This is a genomic window from Candidatus Omnitrophota bacterium (genome assembly GCA_014728045.1).
Classification (GTDB): domain Bacteria; phylum Omnitrophota; class Gorgyraeia; order Tantalellales; family Tantalellaceae; genus WJMH01.
This window is the reverse complement of record WJMH01000022.1, coordinates 18,309-44,180: the sequence shown is the minus strand read 5'-3', so window position 1 is coordinate 44,180 and position 25,872 is coordinate 18,309. Positions and strand designations below refer to the sequence as shown.

Genomic DNA, 25,872 nt, shown 5'->3' with positions numbered 1-25,872 from the left:
TTGAAATACTCCTGGATCATCAGATCGGTCAAGCTCAGAACGGTGCTTTTCAAGCTCCTTCCCCTGCTCAAACTGTACGGCCTGATCTGTCTGGCGCCAGTGGCGGTATCGCTTATTTACGGGGAATATGTCCATACTCTTATATTCGCTGTCACGGCCGTGATTGCGTTCCTCGTGGGCCGCTTCTTCCAGAAAGACCGTGAAGGCAGCATAAACGTCCCGGAAGGGCTCATCATAACGGCCCTTTCTTACATTATGTTCTCCCTGCTGGGCGCACTCGGGTTCCTGCCGGTAACATCTTTCATTAACGGTTTTTTTGAATCAATGTCAGGCTTTACGACGACCGGCCTCACCCTCTTCGACCCGGAAACACTGCCCAGGACCCTGGTCTTTTTCAGGTCCTATTCACAGTGGATAGGCGGGGCCGGAATCGTAATACTTTCTCTTGCGGTACTGATAGTGCCCCCTAGGAGCAGTTTGCGCATGTTCCTTTCCGAGGGGAAGAAGGACGATGCCATAGGCAATATAAAATCGTTAACTTTGCTCATACTCAAAGTTTACGGTACATTTACGGTTATAGGTGCGGGGCTTTTTTACCTCAGCGGAATGGGCATTTTCGATTCAGTGGTCCATGTCCTCTCCTGCATATCGACCGGCGGATTCTCCTCTTACGGAAAAAGCCTTGCCGCATACGGCGGCGTGACCAGGATATCATTCATACTCATAATGTTTCTCGGGGCGGTTAACTTCGCCTCTTATTACCTCTTGCGCAAGAAGACCGGGATCCGGAAGTTCTACGCCGAACCCCAGTTAAGATATCTTTTGTCGGTTATTTTCATATCCGCGCTGATCTATCTTTGTTTTTACGGCTGGGATACGCAGAAGACCCTCTTGTGTCTCTTCCACTCGACCTCGGCCTCCACGACGACCGGATTCATCGTTTCTACACCCGGAGAGTGGCCGGGCGGGGTCAAGCTCTTAAGCGCCCTGCAGATGATCATCGGCGGAGGCGACGGCTCCACCGCCGGAGGCATAAAGGTTTTCCGGTTCGTTATTATCATCTATCTTGTCAGGTGGCTCATACGAGGTCTTCTACTTCCCCGGAAAGCTAAGGTTCCCCTGAAATACGCGGACAGGATAATCGACAATGAATCCATAAAGAGAATAATGGGCTTTTTCGCGCTTTATCTCATGGTACTCACGATATCCACCGTCATAATATCGCTTTTCGGTTATGATCCTTCGGATTCATTTTTCGAGAGCGCGTCCTCACTGGGTACCGTGGGGCTTTCCAGCGGGATAACTTCCATGGCCCTGCCCCCTTTTCTTAAGCTGGTTCTTATCTTCAACATGTGGGCGGGCAGGCTGGAAATACTGCCTGTACTTGTTATTTTTAATCCCTTTATCTGGCGTAAAAAGGAGGCATAAATGAAAATAATAATAGTTGGATTGGGAGAGACCGGGAGCAAACTCGCCGAAATACTCACCGAAAAGAAAGAGACTTCGCTCGTTCTAATAGATCAGGATGAAAAACGCACCGAGGAGGTTTCCGAGACGCTCGACGCCGTCGTTCTGACCGGGGACGGCAGCGACCCCGAGGTCCTCAAGGAGGCTGCGATAGAAGAAGCCGACGCCCTGGTGGCGACCACGAACCAGGATGCCATCAATACGGTCATAGCCATGGTCGGGGCCCAGCGCAAGGTCAAGAAGATAATCGTCAAATTAAAAAGCCTGAGCCTGAGGTCCGCGTGTGAAGAGATCGGGGATGTCAAGATAATCTCCCCTCACATATCGGCGGCACGGGAGATAATGCAGCTTCTACAGGAGAGCAAGGAAGAGGATATCTCCAACATTATCGGCGGAAAGTTCCTTCTCGAGACGGTGGATACGGAGAATAATACCGGTAAAAAGATACTTGAGCTGGAACTTCCCGAGCAAGCTCTCATCTTAGCGGTAACCCGGGGGAATGAAGTGCTTTTCCCGAAAAAGAACACCGTACTCGAAGAGGGGGACTCAATAGCGGTGCTTTCCGAGGACAGGAAAACACAGGATAAGGTAAAGGCTCTGTTCGCTAAATGATCCCGAAAGCGAACGGTGCGTCACTCACTCGAATGGCCGTGCTGTATGAGACAACTCTGATCCGCATCAGAGCAGAAAACGACACTCCTTATTCTGTATCAGACTTATGCCGACTGAAGTAAGGCGATAGGGCTCAGGCCAGGTTATTCCTCTTATAAATCGAGCGCTTTTTTCAGTTTTTCCTCGTCAAACCCGGTGATGATCTCGTTGTCCACTTCTATGACCGGCACGCCCATCTGCCCGGATTTATCCATCATCTCTTCGGCCTTGGCCTGGTCGGACGTAACATCGTAATCCTCGAAGTCTATATCATTCTCTTGGAGGAATTTCTTTGTTCTCTGGCAGTGCGGACAGGTCGGACTGCTGTAAACTTTGACTACAGGCATATTTGCTTCTCCCCGTTTCTTTTACATTGTTATTTTTTCGATCCGGCCACTATTCTTTCGGCTTCGTACCAATCCGCCTGATCATTGCCGTGCTGGTAGCCTCTCGAAGCGTAAAGTTCATAAGCTTTTTTCTCTATCATCTTCTGTTTTTTCTTTCCGGTGGGACTCTTTTTCTTCGTGGTCCTTTTTTTCGAGGGACTTTTAGCTTTTTTAACGGTCTTTCTTTTTTCAGCCATTTCTGCTCCTTTTATCCTTTTCTTTTTCGTCCGGGCCGCCGATGCTTCCCGAAGACATCCATTTTTCCAGATGTTTGTTGATAAGTTCTTTAAAGCCCGGAGAACTTCTGCCGAGCTCACGAGTGATACTGTGTTCCATCAATTCCTTATACAGCTCTTCTTTCATGGTCATCTCGTCTTTTTCCGTAAGCTCCGATATCTTGTGTTGAGGAGTTTCGACGATGTTGCTCCTGGCGATACTGAAAACCTCGCCTGTATCGGTAACTCTTGCGATCTCGGCCTGCCACCTGCCTCCAGCTCTTCCGGTATGTACGTACCGACTCCTGTCGTGGTCCATCAGGTTATACTGGATGAGGGGTCCAGTAGCATCTTCACTTGAAGGCTCGAAAACCCTGAGCGATCTTTTTGAGGAATTGAATCCCCTGCGGCGTATCTCATCCTTTATACTTTCTTCCATGGCGGCGGAGATTTCCCAGTATGCGAAAAGCGTCCAGGGATCCCTCACCATGATCACTAATTTGTTGTCACCATAGTCTTCGGGTATGCTCCAGTCAGCACTTGATGCCCCCATCCGGCGTACTTTTTCCGACTCCCTCGGCTTGAACCTGTCAAGATAGCTCTCATTCGCCATAAATAACCCCCGCACATGCAGCCACAGGAGAAGTCACATCCTGGCCAGTTTGTTATAGATCAACCCGAAAACAGCCATCCCTACTCCTGCATCCACGAACCCGTACAAAGCTCCTATGATACTTCCAACAGGCGTAACCGTATATCCTATATAATAGGATTTGGCTATCTGAGCCGCCACGTTGCTTCCGTATCCGAGGATACCCAGCCAGGTAAGGATAAAAATACTCGCGCCCCAGAGAATTCCTCCGGCCAGAGCCAGTGCTTTCACGTCAAGTTTCATTTTTAACCTCCCGCGTTTAATGTAACATATACCGTTGATATTCTATTTTTATTGTGTAATATCCGGCGTTTATTCGCAATCGGATATATCCACTTTCTATTGACTTTTTTCCACCTGTCCGGCCGGGGGGCTTTTATATCTAAAATTGTTTATGTATACTTATTTACCGGAGGTAAAAAATGATAGCCCTTTTCACCTTATTCGCAGTGATCATTCTTTCCATTACCGTTATACGGATAGGAGCGGCGGCTCTTGAGCTTACGGGCCTGTCCGATGAAGTGGCCTCCTTCCAGGCTCAATCGGCCTTCTCCGGGGCGGGGTTCACTACTACCGAAGCCGAAAGCGTGCTTAAAAACCCTGTTCGAAGGCGTATCATAAGGATACTGATACTTCTGGGAAGCGCCGGTATGACTTCATCCATCGCGACCTTTATACTCACCTTCGTGGGACAGTCCGGCGAGAACATCGCAAAACGCGCCGGCATACTGGCCCTCGGGCTGTTACTGATCTTCTTCCTGACGCGTTCGCGACTTTTATACTGGGGGATGAAAAAGATCATAAAGAGGTTCCTCCAGAGATACACGCGCCTTCGGATATACGATTACCGCGAAATACTTGGCTTGAGCAAGGGTTACAACATCTGCCAGATCAACGTAAAACCGGACAGCTGGATGGTGGGTAAACCCCTGGAAGAACTTGACCTTGACAGTGAGGGCATATTGATCCTTTCAATAACGCGAAGAGAGAACGGGGATCTCAAGTTCGTCGGAGTGCCGGAAAAAGGCACCGTGATACGCGCGGGGGATCTTCTTACCTGTTACGGACGCGGTGACGCCAGCAAGAAACTCTCCCAGCGCAACAAGGGACCCGAAGGCGATGAGGAACACCGAGAAGAGGTCGAAGAAGAAAAAAAGCTTTCCGACGAACGCAAGAAACAGGAGGGCTACTCCTAATTGATATCAACCTGAAGTTCCCAGGATATCCCTGAGAAAAGCTTCAGCCATATCCCAGTATCTGACCAGAACTGTCACGAAAAGAGCCGCAAGAACGGGTACGGCCACCGACCAGGATATCTTCGCCTTGCGCGAAAAACTCTCGCTCTGCCAGAGAAGCGGCAGGGCGTTGAAGCCAGTGGTCAGTAAAAGCACCACGACGTACCACCTGGTATCCGAACTCAGGGTGTTCTTTCCGTATTTTGCCAGCTGGTAGCTTTCAATGAAAGGCGCAAGAAAGGTGAATATGTATATATTAACGGCCAGAAGCTTCATCAGGTACGATCCGGAAAGGAAAAAAGCCAGGAATATTCCGGCATCGATAACAAAAAGCGCGATGACCCTTTTCCAGCGTCCCATATCCAAATAAAGCAGGGATAGCCCCGGTATCACCGAAAGCAGGCCCGCGATCCAGACAGATTTTCTTTTTATCGAAGAGTCAATGTTCACGTGTAAAGGTTCATTACTTTAGATAGACCTGTTTGAATTCTACCTCGTATTTCTCGCCCTTCTTTTTGAGCATCTCCGTGAATTCCTCCAGGCACATCCTGTAGGGAAGAAAGTATCTCGTTTTTATCTTTTTCCTCAGGTCTTTGTAGTATTTAATGAAAGAACCCAGATCGAAGGGATACAGGTCCCCGTCTATCCCCAGAAAATCGGATTTGGCCGCTGTATTCTTCATGAACTTCTTCCAATCCTTGAGCGGAACAAGTCCTATGCCTTCGACAGCATTTGACATTATCATGACATACAACTCTTTAACACCCGTCTTCTGTCCCATGTAGCGGCGAAGCATGTCGAAGGAGGTCTGGGTGTTGAACGCCATCCAGAACGGTATTGAACCCGTTCTAGCGGCAAGCAGGGGCTCAAGAAGCGCAAAGCATTCCACCAGGTACCTTTCGTCGTCAATACCGTTATTTTTATACCATTGTCTGGTCATGTCCGCGGCAAGGGGTCCCATGATATCCGGGTGGCGATACCGTATACGCCTGACTTTATAGCCTTTTTCTCTGGCCAGTTCCTTGATATCCGCATCCAGACTCTTGTCATATCCCCACTCGGCCTCCGGAACGTCCTCAAGAGGGCTCGGAACATCCCATTTTTTTCGTTCTGAGCCTTCTTTTTCAAGGAACTTCTTGACCCTGGTGCTCCCCTCGGCGTATTCCTTGCCGCTGACATCCCCCAGGCCGCCCGTCTGGAAATAATGCAGATTATCGACCTTGTGGGCGGGCCATGTGTAATCGCAATCGGAGATTATAACCGTTCCTCCCGGCAGGAGGGTATCTTCAATGTATTTTTCAAGATGTCCTCCCAGCTTCAACCTCTTTATCCTGAAATACCCCATGTTGGTTATCATTATCCTGTCCTGGATGGGATCATGCATCTGGTGCAGCCTGAACCCGGGAAGGCGTTTTTTAAGGACCTCAGCGGGCTTTTTGCCCCATTCCATGTCCTTGATTATCTCATCCGGATCCATCGTGCGTTTCACCGCGACAAGCACGGTCTGCGGTATCCAGGGCACTCCCAGCATCGAGCACAGATGTATCAGAGCTCCGTTGGCCGAGCCTATCACAACAGCCGGGTATTTGCGCCGGGGATAGGCGTCAATTATCCATTTCGAAATATCCTCGTCGGTCACCTTCTTAAGGAACCGGGTGCTCACCGCCTCGGAAACTCCTCCTACCCTGTAACCCGATTTTCTCAGGGCCAAGGGCGTCAGATTGATCACGTCCCCCAGAAGGCTGGGGAGTTTCGGAGGTAATCCCACAGCCTCGTCCCTTCCAAAGAGATAGTTGCCCAGCGAAAAGAGCATTGATGAGGACGAATCGAACTCGGGTATGAATTCATGGTGTTTTTTGTTCTTTTTCATAATGTTTCCCTTAATTTTATCACTATCTTTGGAGCTTTCCTGCAAGCTCTGCGAAAGTCAGACCTTGCGCTCCCGAGGAAAACATTTCCTCGATGGCCTCCCTTGAGCTTTGCTCCTCGACGCCTTTTTCCGCATCGGTCAATAGATATGTCCTGTACCCTTCCTTCAGGGCGTCAATAACAGTATGCCTGATGCAGTGATCTGTCGCAACCCCTCCGACAAAAACCTCTTCCACCGAAAGGTCCTCCAGGACATCGACAAGGCTCCTGCCGGCCTTATCCTCTCCCAGGAAAGCCGAATAGCTGTCTTTTGCCGGGTCCATGCCCTTGGATATTATAATGGCATCCTCCGGAAGTTCAAGTTCAGGATGGAACATGGCGCCCTTTGTGTTCCGGACGCAATGCTGGGGCCAGTCCCCACCATATTCGTTAAAGTGCTCCGTCCGTTTGGGATGCCAGTCACGCGAAGCAAGGACAGGCATCTGAGCGGACGAAAAGGCCTTGATATAAGCGTTGAGGACCGGGATTATTTTATCGGCTCCCGGTACCGCCAGCTTTCCTCCCGGTGAAAAGTCGTTCTGCATGTCGACTATTATGAGCGCCTTCTCCTTTGCCATATCAAGCCTCCCTTTTTACATCTCCGGTGCGGATCTGCTTGTGCCTGTCCCTGTAAAAATTAAATCTTGCAGAGTCGCCCGTTAGTGGTAATAATGATTATATATCATCCACGGGGGTCGTCATCAACCGTTTGTTTCCGTTTTTTATTGACCAGTCTCCACCTCCCTCTGGTGGGACCCAAAAATTATGTAACGATGAGGCCTGACATAGATAAATTCATTCAGAGATTGCAAAACTTTCCCCGGCCCCTGAGAGAGCGCGCCTTCAATCCATGGAAGAATTTTGATGAATTCAATGACACTAGCAAGCGTTCCCCGGCCGTACGGCGCCGGCAGCTGGGAGAATATCTCCGGCTACGCATCGGAAAAGCAAGGTTCTGCATAATAGGTGAAGCTGTCGGATACCAGGGAGGCCACTTCAGCGGCATACCCATGACCTCCGAGCGCATACTACTGGGATATCACAAAGCCGATGGCATCGACCCGGAAGATATCCTGGGCGGAATGGAACCCCGTCAAACGAGCCGGAAAGAATTGAAACCAAAAGGGTTCTCCGAACCCACCGCGACCATCGTATGGCGCGAACTGGCTTCATCGGGATTTTCCGCGTTTTCCTTCGTGCTCTGGAACGCGTTCGCCTGGCATCCCTACCATCCTGAACGGGGACTCCTCAGCAACCGTACCCCCGGAAAGAAGGAGCTCGATGAAAGCATGCCGGTACTTGAATGCTTCCTCAAGATGTTCCCCGAAGCGGAAATAATCTCACTTGGACGCTCCGCGCGTTCCCAGATGGATAAGACCGCCCGTGAACACACCTCCCTGCGCCATCCCGCCCAGGGAGGCGCCGGAGTTTTCCGGAGAGAATTCAGAAAGGTGCTCTCCTCGGCGTGACCGGTGTTCCCGGCGGCAAGCATCCGGCAAAGAAACCTTACTTTATACGTTCTCCCGAACTCGTGAAAAAATACATCTTTTCGGGATCGATCCGAAAACGCACTTTCTCTCCGTCTTTTACCGGGTCTCCGATAAGCGCCCTTATTTCCAGACCATCTTCTACTTTCATGTATGTAAGGTACTCCTCGCCGGATAACTCGCTGAATTCCACTATGGCTTCCACTCCCGATCCGGCAAGATCGATATGTGCGGGACGCAGACCGAGATAAACCTCCTCGCCTTCTTTTGAGGCAAGTTTCTCCGGATGCTTGCCGGTGATATCCAGAGAGAAGCGGCCCCTCTCAAAACGAAGCCCCTCCCCGGAGTTTATCGTCCCCTTTACGATGTTCATGGGAGGAGTGCCGATGAACCTCGCCACGAAAAGGTTCTCCGGTTCGTTATACAGGGTATACGGGTTCGCCTGCTGCTGGATGAGCGAATCCTTTATCACCACTATATCATCCCCGAGAGCAAGTGCTTCACTCTGGTCATGGGTGACATAGAGGGAGGTTATCTCAAGTTCGTTCTGAAGGCGCAGGAACTCTTTCCTTACCTCGATACGCAGCCTCGCGTCCAGGTTCGATAACGGCTCATCGAACAGGAATAGGCGCGGATCGCGCACGATGGCCCTTCCCGTGGCCACGCGCTGCCTCTGCCCTCCCGAGAGCTGTCGGGGATAAGAATCAAGCTTATCCTCGATGGACAGTATCCTGCTGGTCTGGCGGACCTTTTTATCGATATCATCCGAAGATGCGTTCCGGGCCCTGAGTCCGAAAGCCAGATTTTCGTATACCGAAAGATGGGGATAGAGCGCATAATTCTGGAAAACCATTGCTATATCCCTCTTGTGAGGCGCCATATGGGTAACATCCTCCCCTTCCAGAAATATACTTCCGGTATCCGGCCTTTCCAGGCCGGCCACGATATTAAGCAAAGTTGACTTGCCGCATCCTGAAGGTCCGAGGATAACACAGAAAGACCTTCGCCTGACATCAAGGTTGATGTTCTTGAGGACTTCGTTGGCGCCGAATTTTTTGGATATATCTTTTATCTGCAAATACGCCATGAGCCTGATCTACCCCTTCACTGAACCGGAAAGATATCCGGGCTTAATATACTTCTGAATAAAAAGAGTGATCACGAGTACCGGTATGGTTATGATAACAGCATAAGTGGATGAATAAAAGATATTTCCCCGGGACACATAATAGTATACCTTAAGCGGCATGGTCGGCCGGGAGAGCGTGAGATATGAAGCATAAATAAATTCGTCCCATGAAAGCAGAAAAGAGAAAAGCCCCGCTACCGCGATACCCGTCTTGGAAAGCGGCAGGACCACTCTAACCACGCTCTGGAAGCGGGAATACCCGTCCATGCGAGCCTGCTTCTCCAGGTCCTCCGGAAAAGCGGCAAACACACCTACAAGTATAAAACAGCTCACCGGCAGTATGCGTATAAGATGTGCCAGAACAAGTCCCGGAACAGTATCAAAAAGCCCCATTTTTATGAAAGTTGTGGATATGGGAAGAGCGATACTGACCTCGGGGATCATTCTGGTAACGAAAATGGCGACGATGAACAGGTACCTCGCTCTGTAATTGAGTCGCGCTATGGCGTAAGCCGCGGGCGTAGCTATCACGAGGCTTGCCGCCGCGGCGGCGAGTGCGGTGACCAGGCTCTTGCGCAGAGGCTGGTAGAACGCCTCTCCCGAGGTGAAGACCGCCCTGAAATGTTCCCAGGTAAGATCATGCACCAGATACGGCGGGTGTTTCTGGAAGATCTCCCCGGGAGTGCTCAGAGCTATTTTCCCCATAACATACAATGGGAATAAAAACAGGAGGATTATCACGATGGAAATCCCCCATAAAGCTATGGTCCTTGCCCGTAGATTCATCCTTCAGTTCTCTCCTCCCTGATCACTATGTCGGCTGCAGCCCCTTTCTTCCCACTGTGCGGATATAAGCTATTACCGCCAGCATTATCAGAACGAACAAGATCACGCTGCTGGCGGCGGAAAGGTTGTAATTATTGTACTCGGAGTATTCCAGATAAGCGTAAGTGCCGACCACCTTGAGGTTCTCGCCCATAAGTACCAGCACCAGGGAAAATATCCGGAAGGCATCTATACCCCTTATGATGATAGCCGCCGTCAAAGAAGGAAGCAGTAGAGGCAGGGTTATACGCCGGAAAATATAGAAAGTACCCGCCCCGTCCATGCGCGCCGAGCTGTAGAGCTGCCTGTCTATAGATTGCAGCCCCGCAAGGAGTATGAGCATGACAAGAGGCGTCACTTTCCAGCTGTCAGCTATCATTATCGTGAACATGCTTTTAAACCCTCCCCCCAGCCAGACCACCGATCCCCTTAAAAGGCCGATATCCGCAAGGATTCGGTTGACCCATCCTGATGTTGAAAAGAGATAGCTCATCATGACCGCCGAGACCACCGTCGGTATGGCGAGGGGCAGCATGAACATGGATTTGACCGGACCGCTCCCCTTTTTTAGGGCCGAGAGGACAAGCGCCATGCAGAGGCCAGCCGCCACCTCGATCAGAAGTGAACCGACAGCTATTATAACGGTGTTCAGCAAAGCCGAACGGAACTCCTCCTGGCGCATGAGAGTGGCGTAATTCGAAAGGGAGAACTTCCCGCTGACGGGATCGGCCAGGCTCATCATGAAAACTTTGATGATAGGCACCAGCGTGAACACCAATAGATACAAGACCAGTGGTATAAGACAGAATACGATGAACCTGTTTTGCCTTTGAAATATCCTATCCATCATTGGTAGAGCTTTTTGTCCTTTTCCAGTTTCATCTTGTAGTCGTTTAGCGTACCGCGAACATCCGCCCCGTCCATTACTATATCATTGAAGGCTCTTACGATATATTTCTTGTAAGCGGGCCACCAGGGCACGTTCTCGCGGAATACACCCTTCTGGAGGGCCTTTTTAACCGAGTCAAAGTGCCCCCTTTGCCATTCCGGAACCCCGGTATAGGCATCCTCCCTTATCGAAGGCCAGCCCAGCTTCGAAACGAGTATCTGCTGTATATCCCTGCGTTGAGTGAACGCGATGAATTCCAGCGCCCTCCCCTTGTTACGGGCATTGGCCGGTATGCCGAAAACATCCCCGCCTATGACATGCTTCTCTCCGGCCGGCCCTGACCATCCGCTGTAGGTGTCTATGAAATCCAGCCCGTAATCCTCCACGAGAATGAGAACCCCGAAGGGCCAGTTCGAAGCCAGATAAGCTTCCTGTCTGGCAAGTATTGTATTGACGGTATCCCATTTCGCGCGCTTTGATTCCGGGGAAAGATACGGTTTCAGCCTCTGCAGAAATGAAAAGGCCCGTATGCAGCCCCCGTCATTGAACGCGTAAGGATCGCCCCCCGCCTGAAGGATGAACTCATATATCTGGGTGGCTGTGGCGTTACCCCCGTATGCCTTCATGACCACTCTTCCCACGCCTTCTTTTTCCTTGAAGATGCGCGCGACCCGGTAAAGCTCCTCCCAGGTCCTGGGCTTTTCCAGTCCGTAACGCTCAAAGGCTTCTTTGTTTATGTAAGTTATCTGCACGTTCGGCCTGAAAGGCATGAAAAAAAGTTTCCCGCCAAAGGTGCAGGCCCGGACAAGATTGGGAAGCACCTCGGGAGGGATATCCTTTCTGTGATCGGAGATATCCCATACCAGGTCCTGCGTTACCAGGGGCGCTAAGCTCATGTTATCCTGGGCGAAGAGGTCGATCTCGGATTTTCCCGCTTTCTGGAGCGCCCTGAGTTTGGTGGCAAGCTCACCGGACTCGATCTGGTAAGCTCTGACCTTTATCCCGGTCTCTTTTTCAAAACGCGAGAATACCTCGCGCCGAATAACCTCCCATTCTTTCTCCGCCAGGCTCATGGCAACAGTTAGATTCTCACCCGACTGACGGATGCACCCGGAAACAAGAGAAATTGAACAGATAAGAAAGATAATTCCAAGAACCGTATTTTTACCGCGGATCATCAAACTCCACCTTTTTATTCCATTGGATGAGTCCGAACTGAAAAGGATTTTATGTCCCGGACCCTGTGCGCTGTTTTTCTTTCTCTTTGCGTATCAGCTCCTGCTTAAGGTCAAAAAGCTTCGGTGTGAGCGAGACGTGGTAACGATGTGGGTTTACAAGGCGCTTGACCCCCGGGTCAAGCCGTTTTATATCCTCGTCCCTGCGCTTGCGTATATCCTCGATTTTCGGAAGATCAATAGCGATCTTTCCTTCTTTCATCACATCCGCCAGAAGGGGTTCTATCTCGCTCACCTCGTCCCTGCTCAGGGTGCGTTTTTCCCCGGGGTCTATCGGGTGTCTCAGCTGGAGGGTCCCGTACTCACGCGCGTCCTCGTCACAAAGTCCCAAAAGGTCACTGGTAGCGATGTTACGTCTGTCATAGATGCGCCAGACATTCTTGCAACTGGGGTTGATGATCTTATTCACCGATTCTGAAAGTTTTATCGCCGGGGCCCAGCTTCCGTTGTTACTGATAGCGGTGAGCTTATATACCCCGTCCAGGGCCGCATCCCCTTTTGAAGTTATCAGGCGCGTGCCCACCCCGTAAACCAGTCGTTCTATAAGGTTATTAGCATCGACACCGTAGCGCCCGGCTTCTTTCCTGATCTGGGTTAAGATCTGCCATATGACCATCTCATCAAGCTTGTTCGAAAGAACGATAGATGTTCCGCCGAACCCGGCTTTATCGAGCATTTTTACCGACTGTATCGCCAGGTAGGCAAGATCCCCCGAATCCAGTCTTATCCCGACAGGTTCATGCCCCTGTTTGCGCAGCTTCTCGAATACCTTGATGGCGTTGGGAACGCCGCTTTTGAGCGTATCGACCGTATCCACCAGAAGCAGACAGTCATCCGGATAAACTTCCGCATACGCCATGAACGCTTCCAGCTCGCCCTCGCCCGCCGCCATGAAGGCCTGAACCATGCTGTGGGCATGCGTCCCTTTTGGCGGGTACCCCAGATAATAGGAGATGCCCGTGTTCGAACTGAACTGGGCACCGCCTATCAATGCCGCGCGCGCGCCCGCGTTGGCTCCCTTGTCCTGGCCCCGCCGCAAGCCGAAATCTATAACCATGCCCCCCATGGCCGCTTCCCTGACCCGGCTTGCCTTTGTAGCTATGAGCGTCTGGTAGTTCAAGTGGTTGAGAAGTGAAGATTCAAGAACTTGGGCCATGGCGAAAGGGCCCCTCACGACCGCAAGAGGCACATTGGGATGGACCACCCTGCCCTCGGGTATGGCACGTATGGAAATACCCGAAAAATCACCGTTCTTCGCCAGCCATTCAAGGAAGTCTTCCCTGAAGAGGCCTCTGCCAGAACGGCCTTTCTGGCCCCGCAAATAGCCTATCTCTTCTTCGCCGAAACGGGCCTTCTCCATCCATTCCAGAAGCCACTCAAGCCCGGCGTTAATGCAATAACCACCCGGCTGAGAGTCATACCCGGGGTAGTTCCTGAAGAAATATTCGAACTCTACATCCATCTGGTGCATGCCCATGCTGTAATAGAGCTGGGCCATGGTCAGCTGGTAAAAATCCGTGTACAGTATGCCTTCTGTTATTTTTTTTCTCGTCTTTTCCATCTCCAGTCCCCGCAAAAGATATTACCGGAAAGGATGCGGGCTCCTCACAGATAATATACCCGGGAATTACCGTAATACAAACTTTGGCCTCAGGGTTTTTCCGGTTTTTCTATTTCCCTTCTTTTCAGTTCTTCCTCCACCATCCTCTCTATCGCGAACCACTCGGACGGGTTCTCACCGGGCATGTGGCCGGTATCCTGGAACTGCTCGTTCGCCTTTTCTTCCAGCATTTGCCTTATACTGCTTTTGCTGATATTGCGCCTTTCATGCCTGGCGTATTTCTTGCCGAGTCTGGCATGTATCCTTTCGGCGGCTACTTCAGAAGGCGTTTTCCCGGACCTGCCGGGGTTTTTTTCATTCTGCGGTCTGTTCGTTCTTTTTGACCTTGCCGTCATTTTTACCTCCGGATGTTCTTTGCCTTATGGCTTTTAAGTTTTCCTTCAGCTCCTCGAGAGCCTGCGCCGCGGAACGGAAATCCTCCTCGGCCATGTGATCCAGGTATTCGGTGAAAGCCGTATCCGCCCTTCGTGAAAGTTCCCTGAGAGAGATTCCACCGGGCGTTTTCACCGGTTCCGGGATTATATCTCCCGGCTTCTCATCTTTTATTAGACGCTCAAGCGCCTGGGAAAAAGTCTTGCCGTAAGCCAGCTTGTCGTTCTGCATGAGGACCACGAGCCTGAGCTCGGGGTATGCCGCGGTCTCAGCCCTGAGATATATGGGTTCGACATAGAGTATCTTATCCTCTATGGGTATGGCCAGCACGTTACCGCGGATAACACTTGATCCGCGCTGGTCCCATAACGTGAGCTGCCCGGAAAGCGTCCTGTCCTGGTCTATCTTTGTCTCGACCTGCTGCGTGCCAAGGACCCTTTTCTCCTTGGGGAATTTGTAGGCGAGGAACCTTCCGTAATTTTCACCGTCGCACATCCCGGCTATCCACCCGATAAGGACCTGTCTGTTCTTAGGTGTGAAGGGCAGTATGAGCGTGAACTCTATCTCGCCGGATCCCGGGGGCTTCCACATGATGTAATACGGCTCAACGTTCTGAACTCTGTTATAGTATTTTTCAGTAGCCCTGACCCACAGATCCTCCTGGTTGTAGAATACTTCCGGATCGGTCATATGGTACTTGGTGTAGACAAGACCCTGAGCGAGGAGCATCCCCGCCGGGTATCTTATGTGACGACGAAGGGCCTCGGGCATCTGCTCTTTCTTCTTCAGAAGTCCGGGGAAGATGCTGTCCCAGACCTTTATCACCGCATCATCCTCATCGAAGACGTACAGGTCAGTATCCCCGTTATAGGCGTCCACGACCACTTTGACGGAATTACGCAGGTAATTTATCCGGTCAAGGTAAGCGCCTGTTTTGGTATAACGGTCCTCCCGGGAGATCCCCGGCAGGTTCTCCTCGGCTTTAGTGAGATACGGCTCGCTGTAGGGAAAATATTTCGAATAGGTGTAAGCGTCCAATATCCAGTAAAGCTTTCCTTCGGAAAGAACTATATAAGGGTCCTTATCCATGGAAAGAAAAGGGGCCAGGACCATCACCCTTTCGGCTACGTCCCTGTGGTACATTACACGGCTGCCCTTATCCGGATATGCCGAGAGAAAGAACCTGGTGCCGCCGAACCTCCATCCTAAAAGGAACTTGTCCCAGAGGTTGCGTATCTCGACCCCGCCTGTACCCTTATAATGGACATATATGTTTTTGTCCCCCCGGGGGTAATCGAACTCCTTTTCGCTGGAATTAACCACTACGTACGAATCGGTGAGCTCTCCGTAGTATATTTCAGGCCTTTCCACTTCCAGTTCGGTGAACCTGCTGACCGGGGGTATATCCTTTATCAGAAGGTCAGGCAGCCCTTCGGGAGTGAATTCGTTAACCGCTGTCATGGTTATCCCGTAACCGTGCGTGTACTTGAAGCGCCTGTTGACGAAGGTCTGGTTCTCTCTCGGAAGATTACCCACCACGATCTCGCGGGCGGATACCATTACCTGGCGGTAATCACCGTTATACCTGTAGCGGTCTATATCCACGTCCCTGAATTCGTAATAAAGCCTTATCTCCTGGAACTGGTTATAAACCGCATCCAGCGCCCTCCAGTCCCACAGCCGGATATTGTCGAAGAGGCTTCTATTCTGGTCGACGACCTTTTGGGTGAAGATCTCCTCGGAAACGGGGAACTTGCGAACTTCTGTCTTATGGAGGTTGAACCCGTACTGGGTGAACTCTATGTTGTTCTTGATGTAGGGTTTCTCGAAGGTGATCTCGTTCGGTTCGACCCTGAGGGCCTGGAAAAGACCGGGGACCAGGCCGAGTGCCGTGAACCATATGCCGGCCGTTATGAGGCTTATGCCTCCCAGATAGGCGATGTACGCCTTCAATTCGTCTTTCTCGCCGAACGATCTTTCCCTGATGGCTCTTATCGCGGGCAGCATCACGAGCACCGCGCCGAGAAGTAGAACCACTATCATTACATTATATGCAGGTATCCTTATGTTGACGTCAGTCCATCCGGGTCCGGTAACTATTCCCAGTTCCGAGAACATCAGACGGAACCTGTCCAGGTACTTACCGAAGGCCAGGACAAGGAACACGAAAAAGGCCGTCAGATACACAGAACTGTAATCGGGCTTTTGGGTTATTTCCTTGAAACTTATACCCATCTCGCCTATATCCAGCTCCTTGTTCTCGGCGTTTACGAAAAAGGATGCCAGGATGACACCCGCCGAGATCACCGCGACCAGTACCAAGAGATTGAAAAGCGCGTCAAGGAAAGGGAACGAAAAAAGGTAGAATCCGGTGTCCATGCCAAGTGTCTCTATCGGGTCCTTCATGCCGGTGCTCTGCCTGTTAAGGAACATCAGCACCTTCTCCCAGGAAGCGAACCCCCAGATACCCCCGGATACGAAAGCCAAAGCCGCGCCTGCCCACTTGAAGAGCCTGTTGGGATTGGCAAGGTTAAGGACCACCACCAGTGCCGCGGCGAGCCCGGCGGCTGAAGAGGCCGTAATGATCTTTATTATGATCTCGCGCCAGAACCTCGCCTGGTACCCCAGCGCGCTGAACCACCTCGCCTCTATCCAGAAATCGGCCACTGCAAGAAGCGTCACGGTGGCAAGAACGACCAGGTACCCCAGCACCTGCAGTGTGCGTCTTTTCGCTCTTGTCCCCAGAACGGCAATGGCGGCGCCTGTTCCAAGCAATATAAGACTTATCACAAGATACATTTTACCTCCCCGGAAAAAACACACCGAAACCTGTAATACACAACAGTTATTGTTACACAGGGGCGAATGCGGGACAATGCTTGATTTCCCCTTTTTATTGACTTTCTTTCACAGCCGGAAAAGACGCCGATAGATCGCGCGGGACCATAGAGTGACCCTCATCAGGCGCCTGAATCTCATTCCGACAACGTAAAATAAAAGGCCGCCCCCTCACCAACCTCGGATTCTGCATGGATGGTACCGCCGTGTCTTGCGACGATACGCTTGACGGTCGCAAGACCGATACCCGTTCCCCCGAACTCAGTTGCCGAATGCAGGCGCTGGAAAGGTCCGAACAGCTTATCCGCGTATCTTTTATCGAAGCCGACGCCGTTATCGCGAACAAAATAGGTGTTCCTGGCATTTGCGCTTTCGACGCCGAACTCTATGCGGGCCTTTTCTTCTTTTGCGGTGAACTTCCAGGCATTCTCCAGAAGATTTCTCATCAGGTGGCTCAGAAGACCGCTGTCGCCCCTGGCGATGACATCAGGTCGGATCACGAACTCGACATCCCTGGATGGATCTGTACTTTTCAATTCTTTGGAGATCTTTCTCGCGATATCACTGAGATTGACTTCGGTGCTTACAATATCGCGCCGTGATACCCGCGAGAGCACTAGAATGTCCTCGATCATCTGGCCCATCGTCTTGGCGGCATTTTCCGCGCGGTGCAGATAATCCTTTCCCTTCTCGTCCAGTTTATCGGAATATTCACGCAAAAGGATATTACTGAAACCTCCTATGCTCCTGAGCGGAGCTCTCAGGTCATGCGATATCGAATAACTGAAAGTCTCCAGCTCCTCATTGACCGCCTGCAGCTGGCGGGCGCGTTTTTTCAGTTTTTCCTCGGATATTTTCCTCCTCATGACCTCGTCCTTGAGGACTTCCTGGTCATGTTTTATTCTGTCGGTCATGACATTGAAGGCGCGGGAGATCTCCTCGACTTCATCGCCGGTGCGTATATCCGTCCTGTAATCCAGGTTCCCCCTGGCGACCATCATCGCACCGTGCTTAAGGTCCCTCAGGGGTTTAACGAACAGCCGGCTTGTAAAATAAACTATTGCGCCGAGTATCAAAAGACTGACACAGAATACCAGGACTATGCCCGTGATCAGCTGACCCACGGGCGCGAACACCTCACTGGTGGAATGAACGACGCAGGCGTACCATTCGATATCCTCCCCCTTAACGAAAGGCAGGCGGACCTTATCAAAGGTTATCAGCATCTGTTTGCCGTGCAGGGGAACAAATGCCTTAAGGTAGTTCTTGCTGGTTGCTTTAAGTTCCGAAAAGTCCTCCTTTTCCAGGAATTTCGCGCCGAGAGGCTCAACCCCTTTGTGGTATATCACCCGGTTGTCCTCGTCCATAAGAACGGCATGCCCTGTAGCGCCTATCCTGAAATCATCAAAATCCGAAAAATAAAACCGCGGGTCAACGACCGTTTTGTTGATACCTATCACCTGCCCGTCATCTCCCCTGATGGGTACGGCGAACGCTATTCCCAGTACCTGTGCGGATTCATCATACTCATATCCCTGCAAATAAGGCATGCCCTCAGTACCACTAAAGGCCTCCTGCCACCATTTTTCGTCAGCCTGGTAGTAATCGGTGGTTTTGGCGGATGAAGCGACCAGCCCGCCGTAACGGTCGGTCAAGAACATTTCCTTTATGTTTGGGCGAACCTGCAGGATATCACGGATCTCATTCGATGTTTCATTAGCAATATGCTTTTCGATCAGAGGAGCTCTCTCTTCAACGAATCTCCACCTCTTATCCTTATCAAGCAGAATGGAAAGCCTCTCTTGCTCCTGTATATCTTCATATTCGCTGTTCTGGGTGCGAATGATATCCTTCCATCGCGGATTTTCAAGGTATATCTCTATCTTCTCAAGCTCATCCTGAATATTGAGCGATATGGTATCGCTCAACGCTTTCGATATCTTGGCATGGCTGTCGCCTATAAGGTTCTGGAGCAGCCTTATACCCAGCAAATACCCGGCGGCTGCGCCTATCAGTATGGCCATGAAGCCGCTGAGAAAAACGAATAGCACTATTTTTTTTCTAACATCAAGATGGATTTTACCCTCCGGGTTTTATTATCAGAGAATCCTCTGCTGTCGATAAAAAAGGGCAACTTCTTTTTTGCAAAGAAATCGCCCTTTTTTTGTGATGATGAGCATGGAAGCACAAAACTCTTTCCCCCTTTTAAGTTCAGTTTAACATTAACTTCAGGTATGTCAACATTATATCATCATGATGCGGTGGTTTTCTTCTTCCTTTACTTTCTTAAGAGGCTCTCACCTATCCCGGCTGCTTTGAGTTTTGAACCCGTTTTTTGCAGGCTATGGTCCGGTTGCGGGAACATCCTCAGAACAGGATTTGACAATAGTTCCCGGCCGATGTAATATTTGCCTTATAAGGGATCTGCTGCATTAACCTGTTAGAACATGCATCGTACTGTAGGCCGAAGAGGGTTTTCATCACCTTAAAATGCCCTGGGGCCGTTTATGGAAAACATCAAACTGAAGAGAACTGCTACAAAAGCGGCTGTGATCATCTCAGCATCTTTTTTCGCCATCGACCTCGTCTACAGGATGGTTTTCAAGATCACTTATTTCAACCGAGAGAACTGCGTTATATACCGGAACCTCCCAAAGCCCGCGTTTATGGTGTTCGAATATTTCATAGAGCTCTTTCTGGCTGTTATATTCGGCATCTTCCTTGCGGCATTGGTGGAAAAGTCCTTTACCCGATACGGGCGCTTCTATCCCAAAAGCCCAGTGACAGCTTTTGTTTACGGGTCGCTGATACCCGTCTGTTCCTGTACCGCCATACCTTCTGTAAGAACAATGAAGGATAAAATGAAATTCGGAACTGTCATCTCTTTCATTATCGCAGCACCTCTTCTCAGCCCTTACATAATAATGATCTCCTTTTCGGTGCTTGGCGTAAAATACGGAATTATCAGAATCGTCTGCTCTTTTTTGCTGGCCGTCATAACGGGTTATTTTCTGGAGTTCTTCCACGATCATAAGATTTCCGGCAAAGAACTGTCCGGTAATGTATTTAAAGAGGATGCCTGGTCGATGGACTCTGAAGATGTCTATCTAAGGACTTACGCGATCTTTAAAAGCCTCCTGCCGTATCTGCTCGCCGCCGCATTACTGGGAATAATGGTCGAACTGTTCCTGCCGGCGAATTTCCTGATGAAACACAAGGTCTCTACCGGCGCTTCGGGTGTGCTGACGGCAATTTTGGCAGGCGTTCCTATATATCTCTGTAACGGTGCCGATGTTCTCTTCTTGAGGGCCCTGGCGGATTCGGGAGGCGTGCCTCTGGGAACCGCAATGGCCTTTTCGCTCTCATCGACAGCCATATGCCTTACCTCGCTCATATTGCTGGTCAGGTTCCTCGGAAAAAGAATGACCGCACTCTTGGTCTCGGTTATCTCTATCCTTCTTTTTTGATGGGATTTATCATCAATTCTCTGGGCATATCATTTTTCTGAACATCCCTGTTTTCAAAAAACCATGCCAGACTGTTTATGGAAAGATACAATGCCTGTCTTCCCGGCTCTCTACTCTTTATTATTTAAAGAGTAGAAAATGGTCAATAAAAAGTGTATATAGCCCAGTGCATTATACCCGGATATGTATTAAGCTACTATGCGTAAGTGATGAATTTCAAATTTTTACGGGGAGGTTGCCATGAACGAACAGCAGAAAAAGAAATACGAATGTGAAAGCTGCGGCAAGGAATCGGATGCTCAAGGTGAATGCTGCGGCAAGCCCATGAAGGAAAAGCCTTCAGGCGATTCCTGCGGCTGCCAATAATTTGAAAGTGGCCAGATGCAGCAGTATTCAACAGACCAGAACGAATTCTGGAGAGTTCTCGGCGGAAGCGCGAGGTCACAGGCAGCTCTAATGACCCTGGAGCCGGGAAAGGATACCGGAGGGCCTGATAACCGGCATGCCCGGAGCGATCAGTGGCTTTACGTTATCTCCGGAAAAGGCGAAGCCTTCGTAAGCGGTGAAACTTTGGACCTGAAGGAGGGCATGCTCGTTCTGATAGAGGCCGGGGAAGCTCATCAGATAAGAAATACCGGGGATAAGCCCCTCAGGACACTCGATTTTTACGCGCCACCGGAATATTAGCCATGAAGACATCCGCAGCACAAGAACACAATACCGGCAATAAGACAGTTCCTCGCACCCGGCCGTTCGTGACTTTAAGTTACGCGCAGAGCCTTGACGGATGCATAGCGCTGAGCCCGGGATGCCCATGCCCTCTGAGCAGCGAGAACTCCCTAAAGATCACGCACCGTCTGAGAAGCGAACATGACGCGATCCTCATAGGAATAGGCACAGCCCTTGCCGATGACCCCACATTGACGGTAAGACACGTAACAGGCCGATCTCCCAGGCCGGTCGTTATCGATACGAATCTGAGGCTTCCATTGTACTGCAACATGATAAAGAATAACCCTCTGCCCGTATGGATAGCGACCGGCCAGGGCGCGGACAAAAAAAAGGTCAGCGCATTTAGAGAAAGGAACGTACGCATAATTCAAGTGCCGCCCAGGGACAACGGGTGGCTGGACCTTGAGGCGCTTCTCAGGAAACTGAAGAATTCGGGCATAAATAACCTCATGGTGGAGGGCGGTACGGGCATAATATCAAGTTTCATCAACGAACAGCTCGTGGATAAGGTCATTTTGACGATATGCCCGGTTTATCTCTCGGGTCAACCCTCCTACAGGAAAAGCCCGGGAGATATTCGGGCTTCTTCCCTGCCCCGCCTTGAGGTTACCGGACACTTCTCTTCGGGTGAAGATATAATCATCACGGGATATCCGATATGGAAAAGAAAAGATCTTCAAGAGAAAGAGTAAGTCTTTATTTCGAAGAGCCCGGCAAGGTCCGCGCCAGGAAAGAAGATCAGGAAGAACTTAATGACGAGGAGGTCCTGGTCACGACCCGTCTCTCCGCGATCAGCGCCGGAACGGAATTGCTTTTTTACCGGGGGCAGGTGCCGGATAACATGCCCGTGGACATCTCCTTTGAAGAGTACTCCGGAGCCGTAAGATACCCTCTGAAATACGGTTATTCCGCCGCCGGCGAAATAACCGATGCCGGCAGGTTCGTCCCGAGGCAATGGATCGGCAGAAGGGTGTTCTCTTTCAATCCCCACGAAAGTTCGTTCTGCCGCAGCCTTTCGGACCTTATCCTCCTGCCCGAGGATATGGCCTATGAAGACGCCGTATTCCTTCCGAGCATAGAAACGGCGGTCAATCTACTCCATGAGGCGAAGCCCCTGATCGGAGAGAACGTACTTATCATAGGACAGGGAATGATCGGCCTCATGGCGACGTCGCTCATAGCAGGCATGCCGGAACTACTGGTGACCCTTGACAAGAACCCCCTGCGGTGCGGCGCGTCACTGTCGATGGGTTCCAGTATCTCATTTGACTCTTCCAGCGGCAGCTGTATGGACCTGATAAAGGAAGAGCTGGATAGAAGAGGTCAGGGTGCGGGCTTTGACCTCATACTGGAACTTTCCGGGGACCCTTCCTCTTTGGATACGGCCATATCCCTGGCCGGCACCGGAGGCCGCATAATCGTTGGCTCATGGTACGGAAGGAAGAAGCATGCAGTAGACCTGGGGTCATCGTTCCACCGGAAGAATCTTACCATAACCTCAAGCCAGGTGAGCACTGTCCCCGCTTTTTTGAGGAACTCCTGGACAAAAGCCAGGCGCTTTGAGCTTTGCCTCAGACTTTTGGCCAGGATAAGGCCATCGCACTTCATATCGCACTGCTTTGACATACATAAAGCCCAAGAGGCATATACCCTGCTGGACAAGGAACCCGAAAAAAGCATGCAGGTGGTATTCACCTATGGAGACTGAATAGTGTACACGCTCAGAATAGAAAAAGAATTTCATTCGTACCATTACCTGACCGGCGGCGACTGGGGGCCCGAGAACAGCAGACACAAACACCTGTACAAGGCCTGCCTGAAGCTTGAGGGAGAACGTCTCGACAGGCATGGTTTCCTGGTGGATATTGTAAAGCTTGAGGGGGCACTGTCAGAGTCAGTAAAAGAGTTTGAGAATAAGACGCTCAATTCCCTCCGGCAGTTCGAGGGCCTTAACCCGAGCATAGAGAACTTCGCCCGGATAATCGCTCTAAGCATCGCTTCTTCTCTGGATGGTAATATTGAGACCGTGACAGTGAGCGTAAGCGAGGACAACACGGCTTCAGCTTCTTACAGGATGGAACTGGGATGAAGATACTGCTTATGGAATATTCAGCCGGAACGGCCTGTTCCGGTGGTTATATTTACAATAGAATGATGGCCAGACACTTGGCGGGAATGGGCCACCGCATCGATAAACTCCGGCTGAAGCCCGGTGATCTGCGGGGAAAGCTCGCCCACAACTTCAATGAAGGCATACCATCCAGCATAAAAAAGAAGAACTATCACCTGGTGGTGCAGGACCGCCTGCTCCATCCCTCGGTTTTCCTTCTTAACAGAAAGATCAAAAAGACCGTGGATTTACCCATTATCGGCCTGATACATAGTCTTGATAATTCCCCGCTTTTTGAGGGACCCAGATATTTCCTCAGGAAAAATATAGAGAAAGCCTACCTCAATACGATTGACGGCTTCATCGCGACAAGCGAATCAACCAGGACCGAAACCGAAAAACTGCTACACAGGAGAATCCCGTCCATTACGGCGCATCCGGGAAGGGATACTCTTTTGTGTGATTTCCGGGGAGAGAGGTTAAAGACACGTATCTTCAGCAATAAAACCCGACATATCCTTTTCGTCGGCAATCTTATCCCGGAGAAAGGCATAACCGAACTTATAGAAGCGCTATCTGTCAACAAGGACCGCGAATGGCACCTTGACATCGTGGGGGACGCCGGTACCTGCCCCAGATTTACAGCCAGTATCAGAAATAAGATACAAAAGGAAGGATTGGCGGACCGCGTAAGATTCCATGGAATCATTCCGGGAGAACATCTTTCGGATTTCTACGGAAAAAGTCACATTCTCGCGGTTCCTTCATGGCATGAAGGCTTGGGAATGGCTTATCTGGAAGCTATGGGCTTCGGCCTTGCCGTTATCGCTTCTGGTTCGGGAGGTAGCGGAGAACTTATCGAAGACGGTAAGACCGGTTTTTTGGTAACTCCCCGAAAAACAAAGGAACTGGCGGCTCTAATCCGCATACTGCTCACCAGAGATGACCTGCTGTATAATATAGGGATCAATGCCTACAGAAGATATCTCCGGATACCCGACTGGAGGTCCAGCGCCAAAAGAATAAGCGATTTTCTGAGTTCTGAAGCACGATGAACGTCAGAACTCTATCTGACACCTGGTCTGAATCCCGTCGGCATACCCTACACCATTACGATGGGTATGTACATAGTTGAACATCAACTTCATATTGGGGTTGAGATACCAGTTCACACCCAGGGTCACATCGTTCAGGATACCCCCGTTTATGCTGACATCCTTCTCGTCAAGATCAAGATAAGAGTATCTGGCTGCGACTTCCCAAGCTCCCCATGTACCGTCTTTTATGGAGAAATTCTCCCGGGGCTCTACATTCTTGAACTCGGCCGAATCTTTATCAAAGATCCTATGCTCCCCGGTAAGAAAATAACTTATATACGCGTAAGCGCCGTAGAAATACGCAGTGTCGGGATCGGCATTCCCGTCGTAGGCTTTATCGACCCAGGTTTGTATAAACTCACCCTGCAGGGAAAGGGGGCCCCATACAAAAGCGCTTTCGAAACCCAGACGGTTCTCCAAGTCGGCGTTGAAGTTGGTGGTGTTAACGAAATTATCGCGTGTCCTGAGTTCGGGACCGGTATCGTAATCCAAACGGTCATCCGGCACCCTCAGGCTGTAGGAAGTACCCACATGGAGCAGCCTGTCCTCGCCGTCATACCAGGGCAGACCGGTGGCCCTCGCGGTCAGGTTCCATTCGTTGCTTGAAACCATCGTCCCGGATTCGGTGGAATTACGGAAAGCACCGACACCGAGCGTTACCCTTTCATCGAACCAGTTGTTGTTAATGGCAGCACCCCAGCTGTAACCGGGCGCGAATATAGTGGGAAGTCCCCTTTCAAGGAAGGTTATATCATTGCTGGAAGTGAGCTCTTCAAGGCTGAAGGGTTCCTTGAACTGTCCAACGGTGACCTTGCCTATGTAGGGGATGTTCTTCATGCCCATGTAAGCGCCTCTGAATCCCTGCTCCTCCATGAAATCGGCATCACCCGTAGTATCATAGATCTCATTGACGTCACCTGCGAAATCATACTGAAGTTTATAAAAGAAATCCTCGTAGATGGTTCCCCTGAAGTAAATTCTGGCCCTTCTTATAAAAGCGCGGTCGTTCCTCGTGTTGAAATCGCTTTGAGGCCTGAGAAAGGTTTCAAGGTCCGATTCACCCTTTATATACACCGCATCGGCCTGGATCCTGCCGCCTATGGCACCCTTGAAATTCCCGTCACGGGTACCGAATTCAAGCCGGTTATCCCATTTGACCTGCACGTCGTTACCAACGTAATCCTCCCTTGCGGTCCTGTAGCTCTCTTCGTGTTTAACGTCCTTTCTCTTTGCCTTCTTCGTGGCAAGTGCTTTTGCTCTTTTTGCGAAGGTATCCCCCTGCTGTCTGGTAAGCACTCCGCTCTCAACGAGCATATCGACAAGTATCTGAGTTTCGCTTTTGTCAGTGCTTCCAGCGGCATGAACATACGGAGCTATTTGAAAGATTAGAAAACAGGACATAAGCATTACCGTAAGCATGGTCTTTTTCATGATAAAATCCTTTCGCATTTTGTTTGCGGCTTGAGTCCCTCCATTAATAACGGCTATATATTAACGCTCTCTCGTTCCCGCTGCTAGCATATTATCCCATTGTCACAGAAATGTTACAATATTAT

Annotated in this window: 26 protein-coding genes; 10 read left to right on the top strand and 16 right to left on the bottom strand. The window is 50.5% G+C overall.

Annotated features, from left to right (window positions below; all coding sequences use genetic code 11):
* On the top strand, positions 1-1,428 hold the full coding sequence (locus tag GF409_07550; GenBank protein MBD3427064.1) for a hypothetical protein: 1,428 nt from the start codon (positions 1-3) through the stop codon (positions 1,426-1,428).
* Positions 1,429-2,079: a hypothetical protein gene (locus tag GF409_07545; GenBank protein MBD3427063.1), complete on the top strand. Its 651-nt coding sequence runs from the start codon at positions 1,429-1,431 to the stop codon at positions 2,077-2,079. It abuts the gene before it with no gap.
* Between the two features lie 152 nt (positions 2,080-2,231).
* Here GF409_07545 and GF409_07540 read toward each other — a convergent pair whose 3' ends face one another.
* From GF409_07540 to GF409_07525, 4 genes are read right to left on the bottom strand one after another with little or no spacing between them, the layout of a single operon-like run.
* Complete coding sequence (locus tag GF409_07540) at positions 2,232-2,465, bottom strand: NrdH-redoxin (protein MBD3427062.1); 234 nt, start codon at positions 2,463-2,465, stop codon at positions 2,232-2,234.
* Positions 2,466-2,494: 29 nt separating this feature from the next.
* A complete protein-coding gene (locus tag GF409_07535) occupies positions 2,495-2,701 on the bottom strand; it encodes a DUF2934 domain-containing protein (GenBank protein MBD3427061.1) in 207 nt (68 codons plus the stop codon).
* On the bottom strand, positions 2,694-3,332 hold the full coding sequence (locus GF409_07530; protein ID MBD3427060.1) for a DUF4912 domain-containing protein: 639 nt from the start codon (positions 3,330-3,332) through the stop codon (positions 2,694-2,696). The genes GF409_07535 and GF409_07530 overlap by 8 nt, the downstream gene beginning before the upstream one ends.
* A 33-nt stretch (positions 3,333-3,365) precedes the next feature.
* Positions 3,366-3,614 carry a hypothetical protein gene (locus GF409_07525; GenBank protein MBD3427059.1) on the bottom strand — a complete coding sequence of 83 codons (249 nt, stop codon included), beginning with the start codon at positions 3,612-3,614 and terminating at the stop codon, positions 3,366-3,368.
* 179 nt (positions 3,615-3,793) lie between these two features.
* Between GF409_07525 and GF409_07520 the strand changes: the two genes are divergently transcribed.
* Positions 3,794-4,567 (top strand): potassium transporter TrkA, encoded by a 774-nt coding sequence (locus GF409_07520; protein MBD3427058.1) that lies wholly within the window; start codon positions 3,794-3,796, stop codon positions 4,565-4,567.
* A 6-nt stretch (positions 4,568-4,573) separates the two neighbouring features.
* On the opposite strand, the gene GF409_07515 is transcribed toward GF409_07520, so the two are convergent.
* The 3 genes from GF409_07515 to GF409_07505 all read right to left on the bottom strand — a co-directional run bounded on the left by GF409_07515 (position 4,574) and on the right by GF409_07505 (position 7,092).
* Positions 4,574-4,966, bottom strand: coding sequence for a hypothetical protein (locus tag GF409_07515; protein ID MBD3427057.1), 393 nt, complete (start codon positions 4,964-4,966; stop codon positions 4,574-4,576).
* Positions 4,967-5,069: 103 nt separating this feature from the next.
* Complete coding sequence (locus GF409_07510; GenBank protein ID MBD3427056.1) at positions 5,070-6,476, bottom strand: hypothetical protein; 1,407 nt, start codon at positions 6,474-6,476, stop codon at positions 5,070-5,072.
* A gap of 22 nt (positions 6,477-6,498) precedes the next feature.
* Complete coding sequence (locus GF409_07505) at positions 6,499-7,092, bottom strand: isochorismatase family protein (GenBank protein MBD3427055.1); 594 nt, start codon at positions 7,090-7,092, stop codon at positions 6,499-6,501.
* 195 nt (positions 7,093-7,287) lie between these two features.
* Here GF409_07505 and GF409_07500 point away from each other — a divergent pair, with 195 nt between their 5' ends.
* Complete coding sequence (locus tag GF409_07500) at positions 7,288-7,983, top strand: uracil-DNA glycosylase (protein ID MBD3427054.1); 696 nt, start codon at positions 7,288-7,290, stop codon at positions 7,981-7,983.
* A gap of 37 nt (positions 7,984-8,020) precedes the next feature.
* Here the strand turns inward: GF409_07500 and GF409_07495 are convergent, their stop codons facing one another.
* The 8 genes from GF409_07495 to GF409_07460 form a co-directional block, all read right to left on the bottom strand.
* Entirely contained in the window at positions 8,021-9,088 is a 1,068-nt protein-coding gene (locus GF409_07495) for an ATP-binding cassette domain-containing protein (GenBank protein ID MBD3427053.1), read from the bottom strand.
* 9 nt (positions 9,089-9,097) lie between these two features.
* Entirely contained in the window at positions 9,098-9,916 is an 819-nt protein-coding gene (locus tag GF409_07490; GenBank protein ID MBD3427052.1) for an ABC transporter permease subunit, read from the bottom strand.
* A 25-nt stretch (positions 9,917-9,941) separates the two neighbouring features.
* A complete protein-coding gene (locus GF409_07485) occupies positions 9,942-10,805 on the bottom strand; it encodes an ABC transporter permease subunit (GenBank protein ID MBD3427051.1) in 864 nt (287 codons plus the stop codon).
* A complete protein-coding gene (locus tag GF409_07480; protein ID MBD3427050.1) occupies positions 10,802-12,022 on the bottom strand; it encodes an extracellular solute-binding protein in 1,221 nt (406 codons plus the stop codon). The genes GF409_07485 and GF409_07480 overlap by 4 nt, the downstream gene beginning before the upstream one ends.
* 49 nt (positions 12,023-12,071) lie before the next feature.
* Positions 12,072-13,640 (bottom strand): nicotinate phosphoribosyltransferase, encoded by a 1,569-nt coding sequence (locus GF409_07475; protein ID MBD3427049.1) that lies wholly within the window; start codon positions 13,638-13,640, stop codon positions 12,072-12,074.
* 89 nt (positions 13,641-13,729) lie between these two features.
* The gene (locus GF409_07470; protein ID MBD3427048.1) at positions 13,730-14,035 is read right to left on the bottom strand and encodes a hypothetical protein; all 306 of its coding nucleotides are present in this window, start codon (positions 14,033-14,035) and stop codon (positions 13,730-13,732) included.
* Positions 13,995-16,871 carry a UPF0182 family protein gene (locus tag GF409_07465; protein MBD3427047.1) on the bottom strand — a complete coding sequence of 959 codons (2,877 nt, stop codon included), beginning with the start codon at positions 16,869-16,871 and terminating at the stop codon, positions 13,995-13,997. The genes GF409_07470 and GF409_07465 overlap by 41 nt, the downstream gene beginning before the upstream one ends.
* A 176-nt stretch (positions 16,872-17,047) precedes the next feature.
* Entirely contained in the window at positions 17,048-18,961 is a 1,914-nt protein-coding gene (locus tag GF409_07460; GenBank protein ID MBD3427046.1) for a HAMP domain-containing protein, read from the bottom strand.
* 456 nt (positions 18,962-19,417) lie between these two features.
* On the opposite strand from GF409_07460, the gene GF409_07455 reads away from it, so the two are divergent.
* The 6 genes from GF409_07455 (at position 19,418) to GF409_07430 (ending at position 24,274) form a co-directional block, all read left to right on the top strand.
* A complete protein-coding gene (locus tag GF409_07455) occupies positions 19,418-20,377 on the top strand; it encodes a hypothetical protein (GenBank protein ID MBD3427045.1) in 960 nt (319 codons plus the stop codon).
* Positions 20,378-20,758: 381 nt separating this feature from the next.
* Positions 20,759-21,064, top strand: coding sequence for a cupin domain-containing protein (locus tag GF409_07450; GenBank protein ID MBD3427044.1), 306 nt, complete (start codon positions 20,759-20,761; stop codon positions 21,062-21,064).
* Between the two features lie 2 nt (positions 21,065-21,066).
* Positions 21,067-21,801, top strand: coding sequence for a GTP cyclohydrolase (locus GF409_07445; GenBank protein MBD3427043.1), 735 nt, complete (start codon positions 21,067-21,069; stop codon positions 21,799-21,801).
* Positions 21,768-22,817: an oxidoreductase gene (locus GF409_07440; protein MBD3427042.1), complete on the top strand. Its 1,050-nt coding sequence runs from the start codon at positions 21,768-21,770 to the stop codon at positions 22,815-22,817. The genes GF409_07445 and GF409_07440 overlap by 34 nt, the downstream gene beginning before the upstream one ends.
* A gap of 3 nt (positions 22,818-22,820) precedes the next feature.
* On the top strand, positions 22,821-23,198 hold the full coding sequence (locus GF409_07435; GenBank protein MBD3427041.1) for a 6-carboxytetrahydropterin synthase: 378 nt from the start codon (positions 22,821-22,823) through the stop codon (positions 23,196-23,198).
* Positions 23,195-24,274 carry a glycosyltransferase gene (locus tag GF409_07430; GenBank protein ID MBD3427040.1) on the top strand — a complete coding sequence of 360 codons (1,080 nt, stop codon included), beginning with the start codon at positions 23,195-23,197 and terminating at the stop codon, positions 24,272-24,274. Before GF409_07435 ends, GF409_07430 begins: the two co-directional genes overlap by 4 nt.
* A 3-nt stretch (positions 24,275-24,277) precedes the next feature.
* Here GF409_07430 and GF409_07425 read toward each other — a convergent pair whose 3' ends face one another.
* Positions 24,278-25,765 carry a hypothetical protein gene (locus GF409_07425; protein ID MBD3427039.1) on the bottom strand — a complete coding sequence of 496 codons (1,488 nt, stop codon included), beginning with the start codon at positions 25,763-25,765 and terminating at the stop codon, positions 24,278-24,280.
* Positions 25,766-25,872 lie beyond the last annotated feature (107 nt).

Excerpts from the sequence above, each read along its gene's own strand:
- GF409_07425 (MBD3427039.1), bottom strand. The coding sequence starts at position 25,765 with ATGCGAAAGGATTTTATCATGAAAAAGACCATGCTTACGGTAATGCTT.
- GF409_07440 (MBD3427042.1), top strand. The coding sequence starts at position 21,768 with ATGGAAAAGAAAAGATCTTCAAGAGAAAGAGTAAGTCTTTATTTCGAA.
- GF409_07490 (MBD3427052.1), bottom strand. The coding sequence starts at position 9,916 with ATGAATCTACGGGCAAGGACCATAGCTTTATGGGGGATTTCCATCGTG.
- GF409_07480 (MBD3427050.1), bottom strand. The coding sequence starts at position 12,022 with ATGATCCGCGGTAAAAATACGGTTCTTGGAATTATCTTTCTTATCTGT.
- GF409_07445 (MBD3427043.1), top strand. The coding sequence starts at position 21,067 with ATGAAGACATCCGCAGCACAAGAACACAATACCGGCAATAAGACAGTT.
- GF409_07455 (MBD3427045.1), top strand. The coding sequence starts at position 19,418 with ATGGAAAACATCAAACTGAAGAGAACTGCTACAAAAGCGGCTGTGATC.
- GF409_07500 (MBD3427054.1), top strand. The coding sequence starts at position 7,288 with ATGAGGCCTGACATAGATAAATTCATTCAGAGATTGCAAAACTTTCCC.
- GF409_07450 (MBD3427044.1), top strand. The coding sequence starts at position 20,759 with ATGCAGCAGTATTCAACAGACCAGAACGAATTCTGGAGAGTTCTCGGC.
- GF409_07510 (MBD3427056.1), bottom strand. The coding sequence starts at position 6,476 with ATGAAAAAGAACAAAAAACACCATGAATTCATACCCGAGTTCGATTCG.
- GF409_07430 (MBD3427040.1), top strand. The coding sequence starts at position 23,195 with ATGAAGATACTGCTTATGGAATATTCAGCCGGAACGGCCTGTTCCGGT.
- GF409_07505 (MBD3427055.1), bottom strand. The coding sequence starts at position 7,092 with ATGGCAAAGGAGAAGGCGCTCATAATAGTCGACATGCAGAACGACTTT.
- GF409_07515 (MBD3427057.1), bottom strand. The coding sequence starts at position 4,966 with ATGGGACGCTGGAAAAGGGTCATCGCGCTTTTTGTTATCGATGCCGGA.
- GF409_07465 (MBD3427047.1), bottom strand. The coding sequence starts at position 16,871 with ATGTATCTTGTGATAAGTCTTATATTGCTTGGAACAGGCGCCGCCATT.
- GF409_07525 (MBD3427059.1), bottom strand. The coding sequence starts at position 3,614 with ATGAAACTTGACGTGAAAGCACTGGCTCTGGCCGGAGGAATTCTCTGG.
- GF409_07485 (MBD3427051.1), bottom strand. The coding sequence starts at position 10,805 with ATGATGGATAGGATATTTCAAAGGCAAAACAGGTTCATCGTATTCTGT.
- GF409_07470 (MBD3427048.1), bottom strand. The coding sequence starts at position 14,035 with ATGACGGCAAGGTCAAAAAGAACGAACAGACCGCAGAATGAAAAAAAC.
- GF409_07545 (MBD3427063.1), top strand. The coding sequence starts at position 1,429 with ATGAAAATAATAATAGTTGGATTGGGAGAGACCGGGAGCAAACTCGCC.
- GF409_07540 (MBD3427062.1), bottom strand. The coding sequence starts at position 2,465 with ATGCCTGTAGTCAAAGTTTACAGCAGTCCGACCTGTCCGCACTGCCAG.
- GF409_07495 (MBD3427053.1), bottom strand. The coding sequence starts at position 9,088 with ATGGCGTATTTGCAGATAAAAGATATATCCAAAAAATTCGGCGCCAAC.
- GF409_07530 (MBD3427060.1), bottom strand. The coding sequence starts at position 3,332 with ATGGCGAATGAGAGCTATCTTGACAGGTTCAAGCCGAGGGAGTCGGAA.
- GF409_07520 (MBD3427058.1), top strand. The coding sequence starts at position 3,794 with ATGATAGCCCTTTTCACCTTATTCGCAGTGATCATTCTTTCCATTACC.
- GF409_07535 (MBD3427061.1), bottom strand. The coding sequence starts at position 2,701 with ATGGCTGAAAAAAGAAAGACCGTTAAAAAAGCTAAAAGTCCCTCGAAA.
- GF409_07475 (MBD3427049.1), bottom strand. The coding sequence starts at position 13,640 with ATGGAAAAGACGAGAAAAAAAATAACAGAAGGCATACTGTACACGGAT.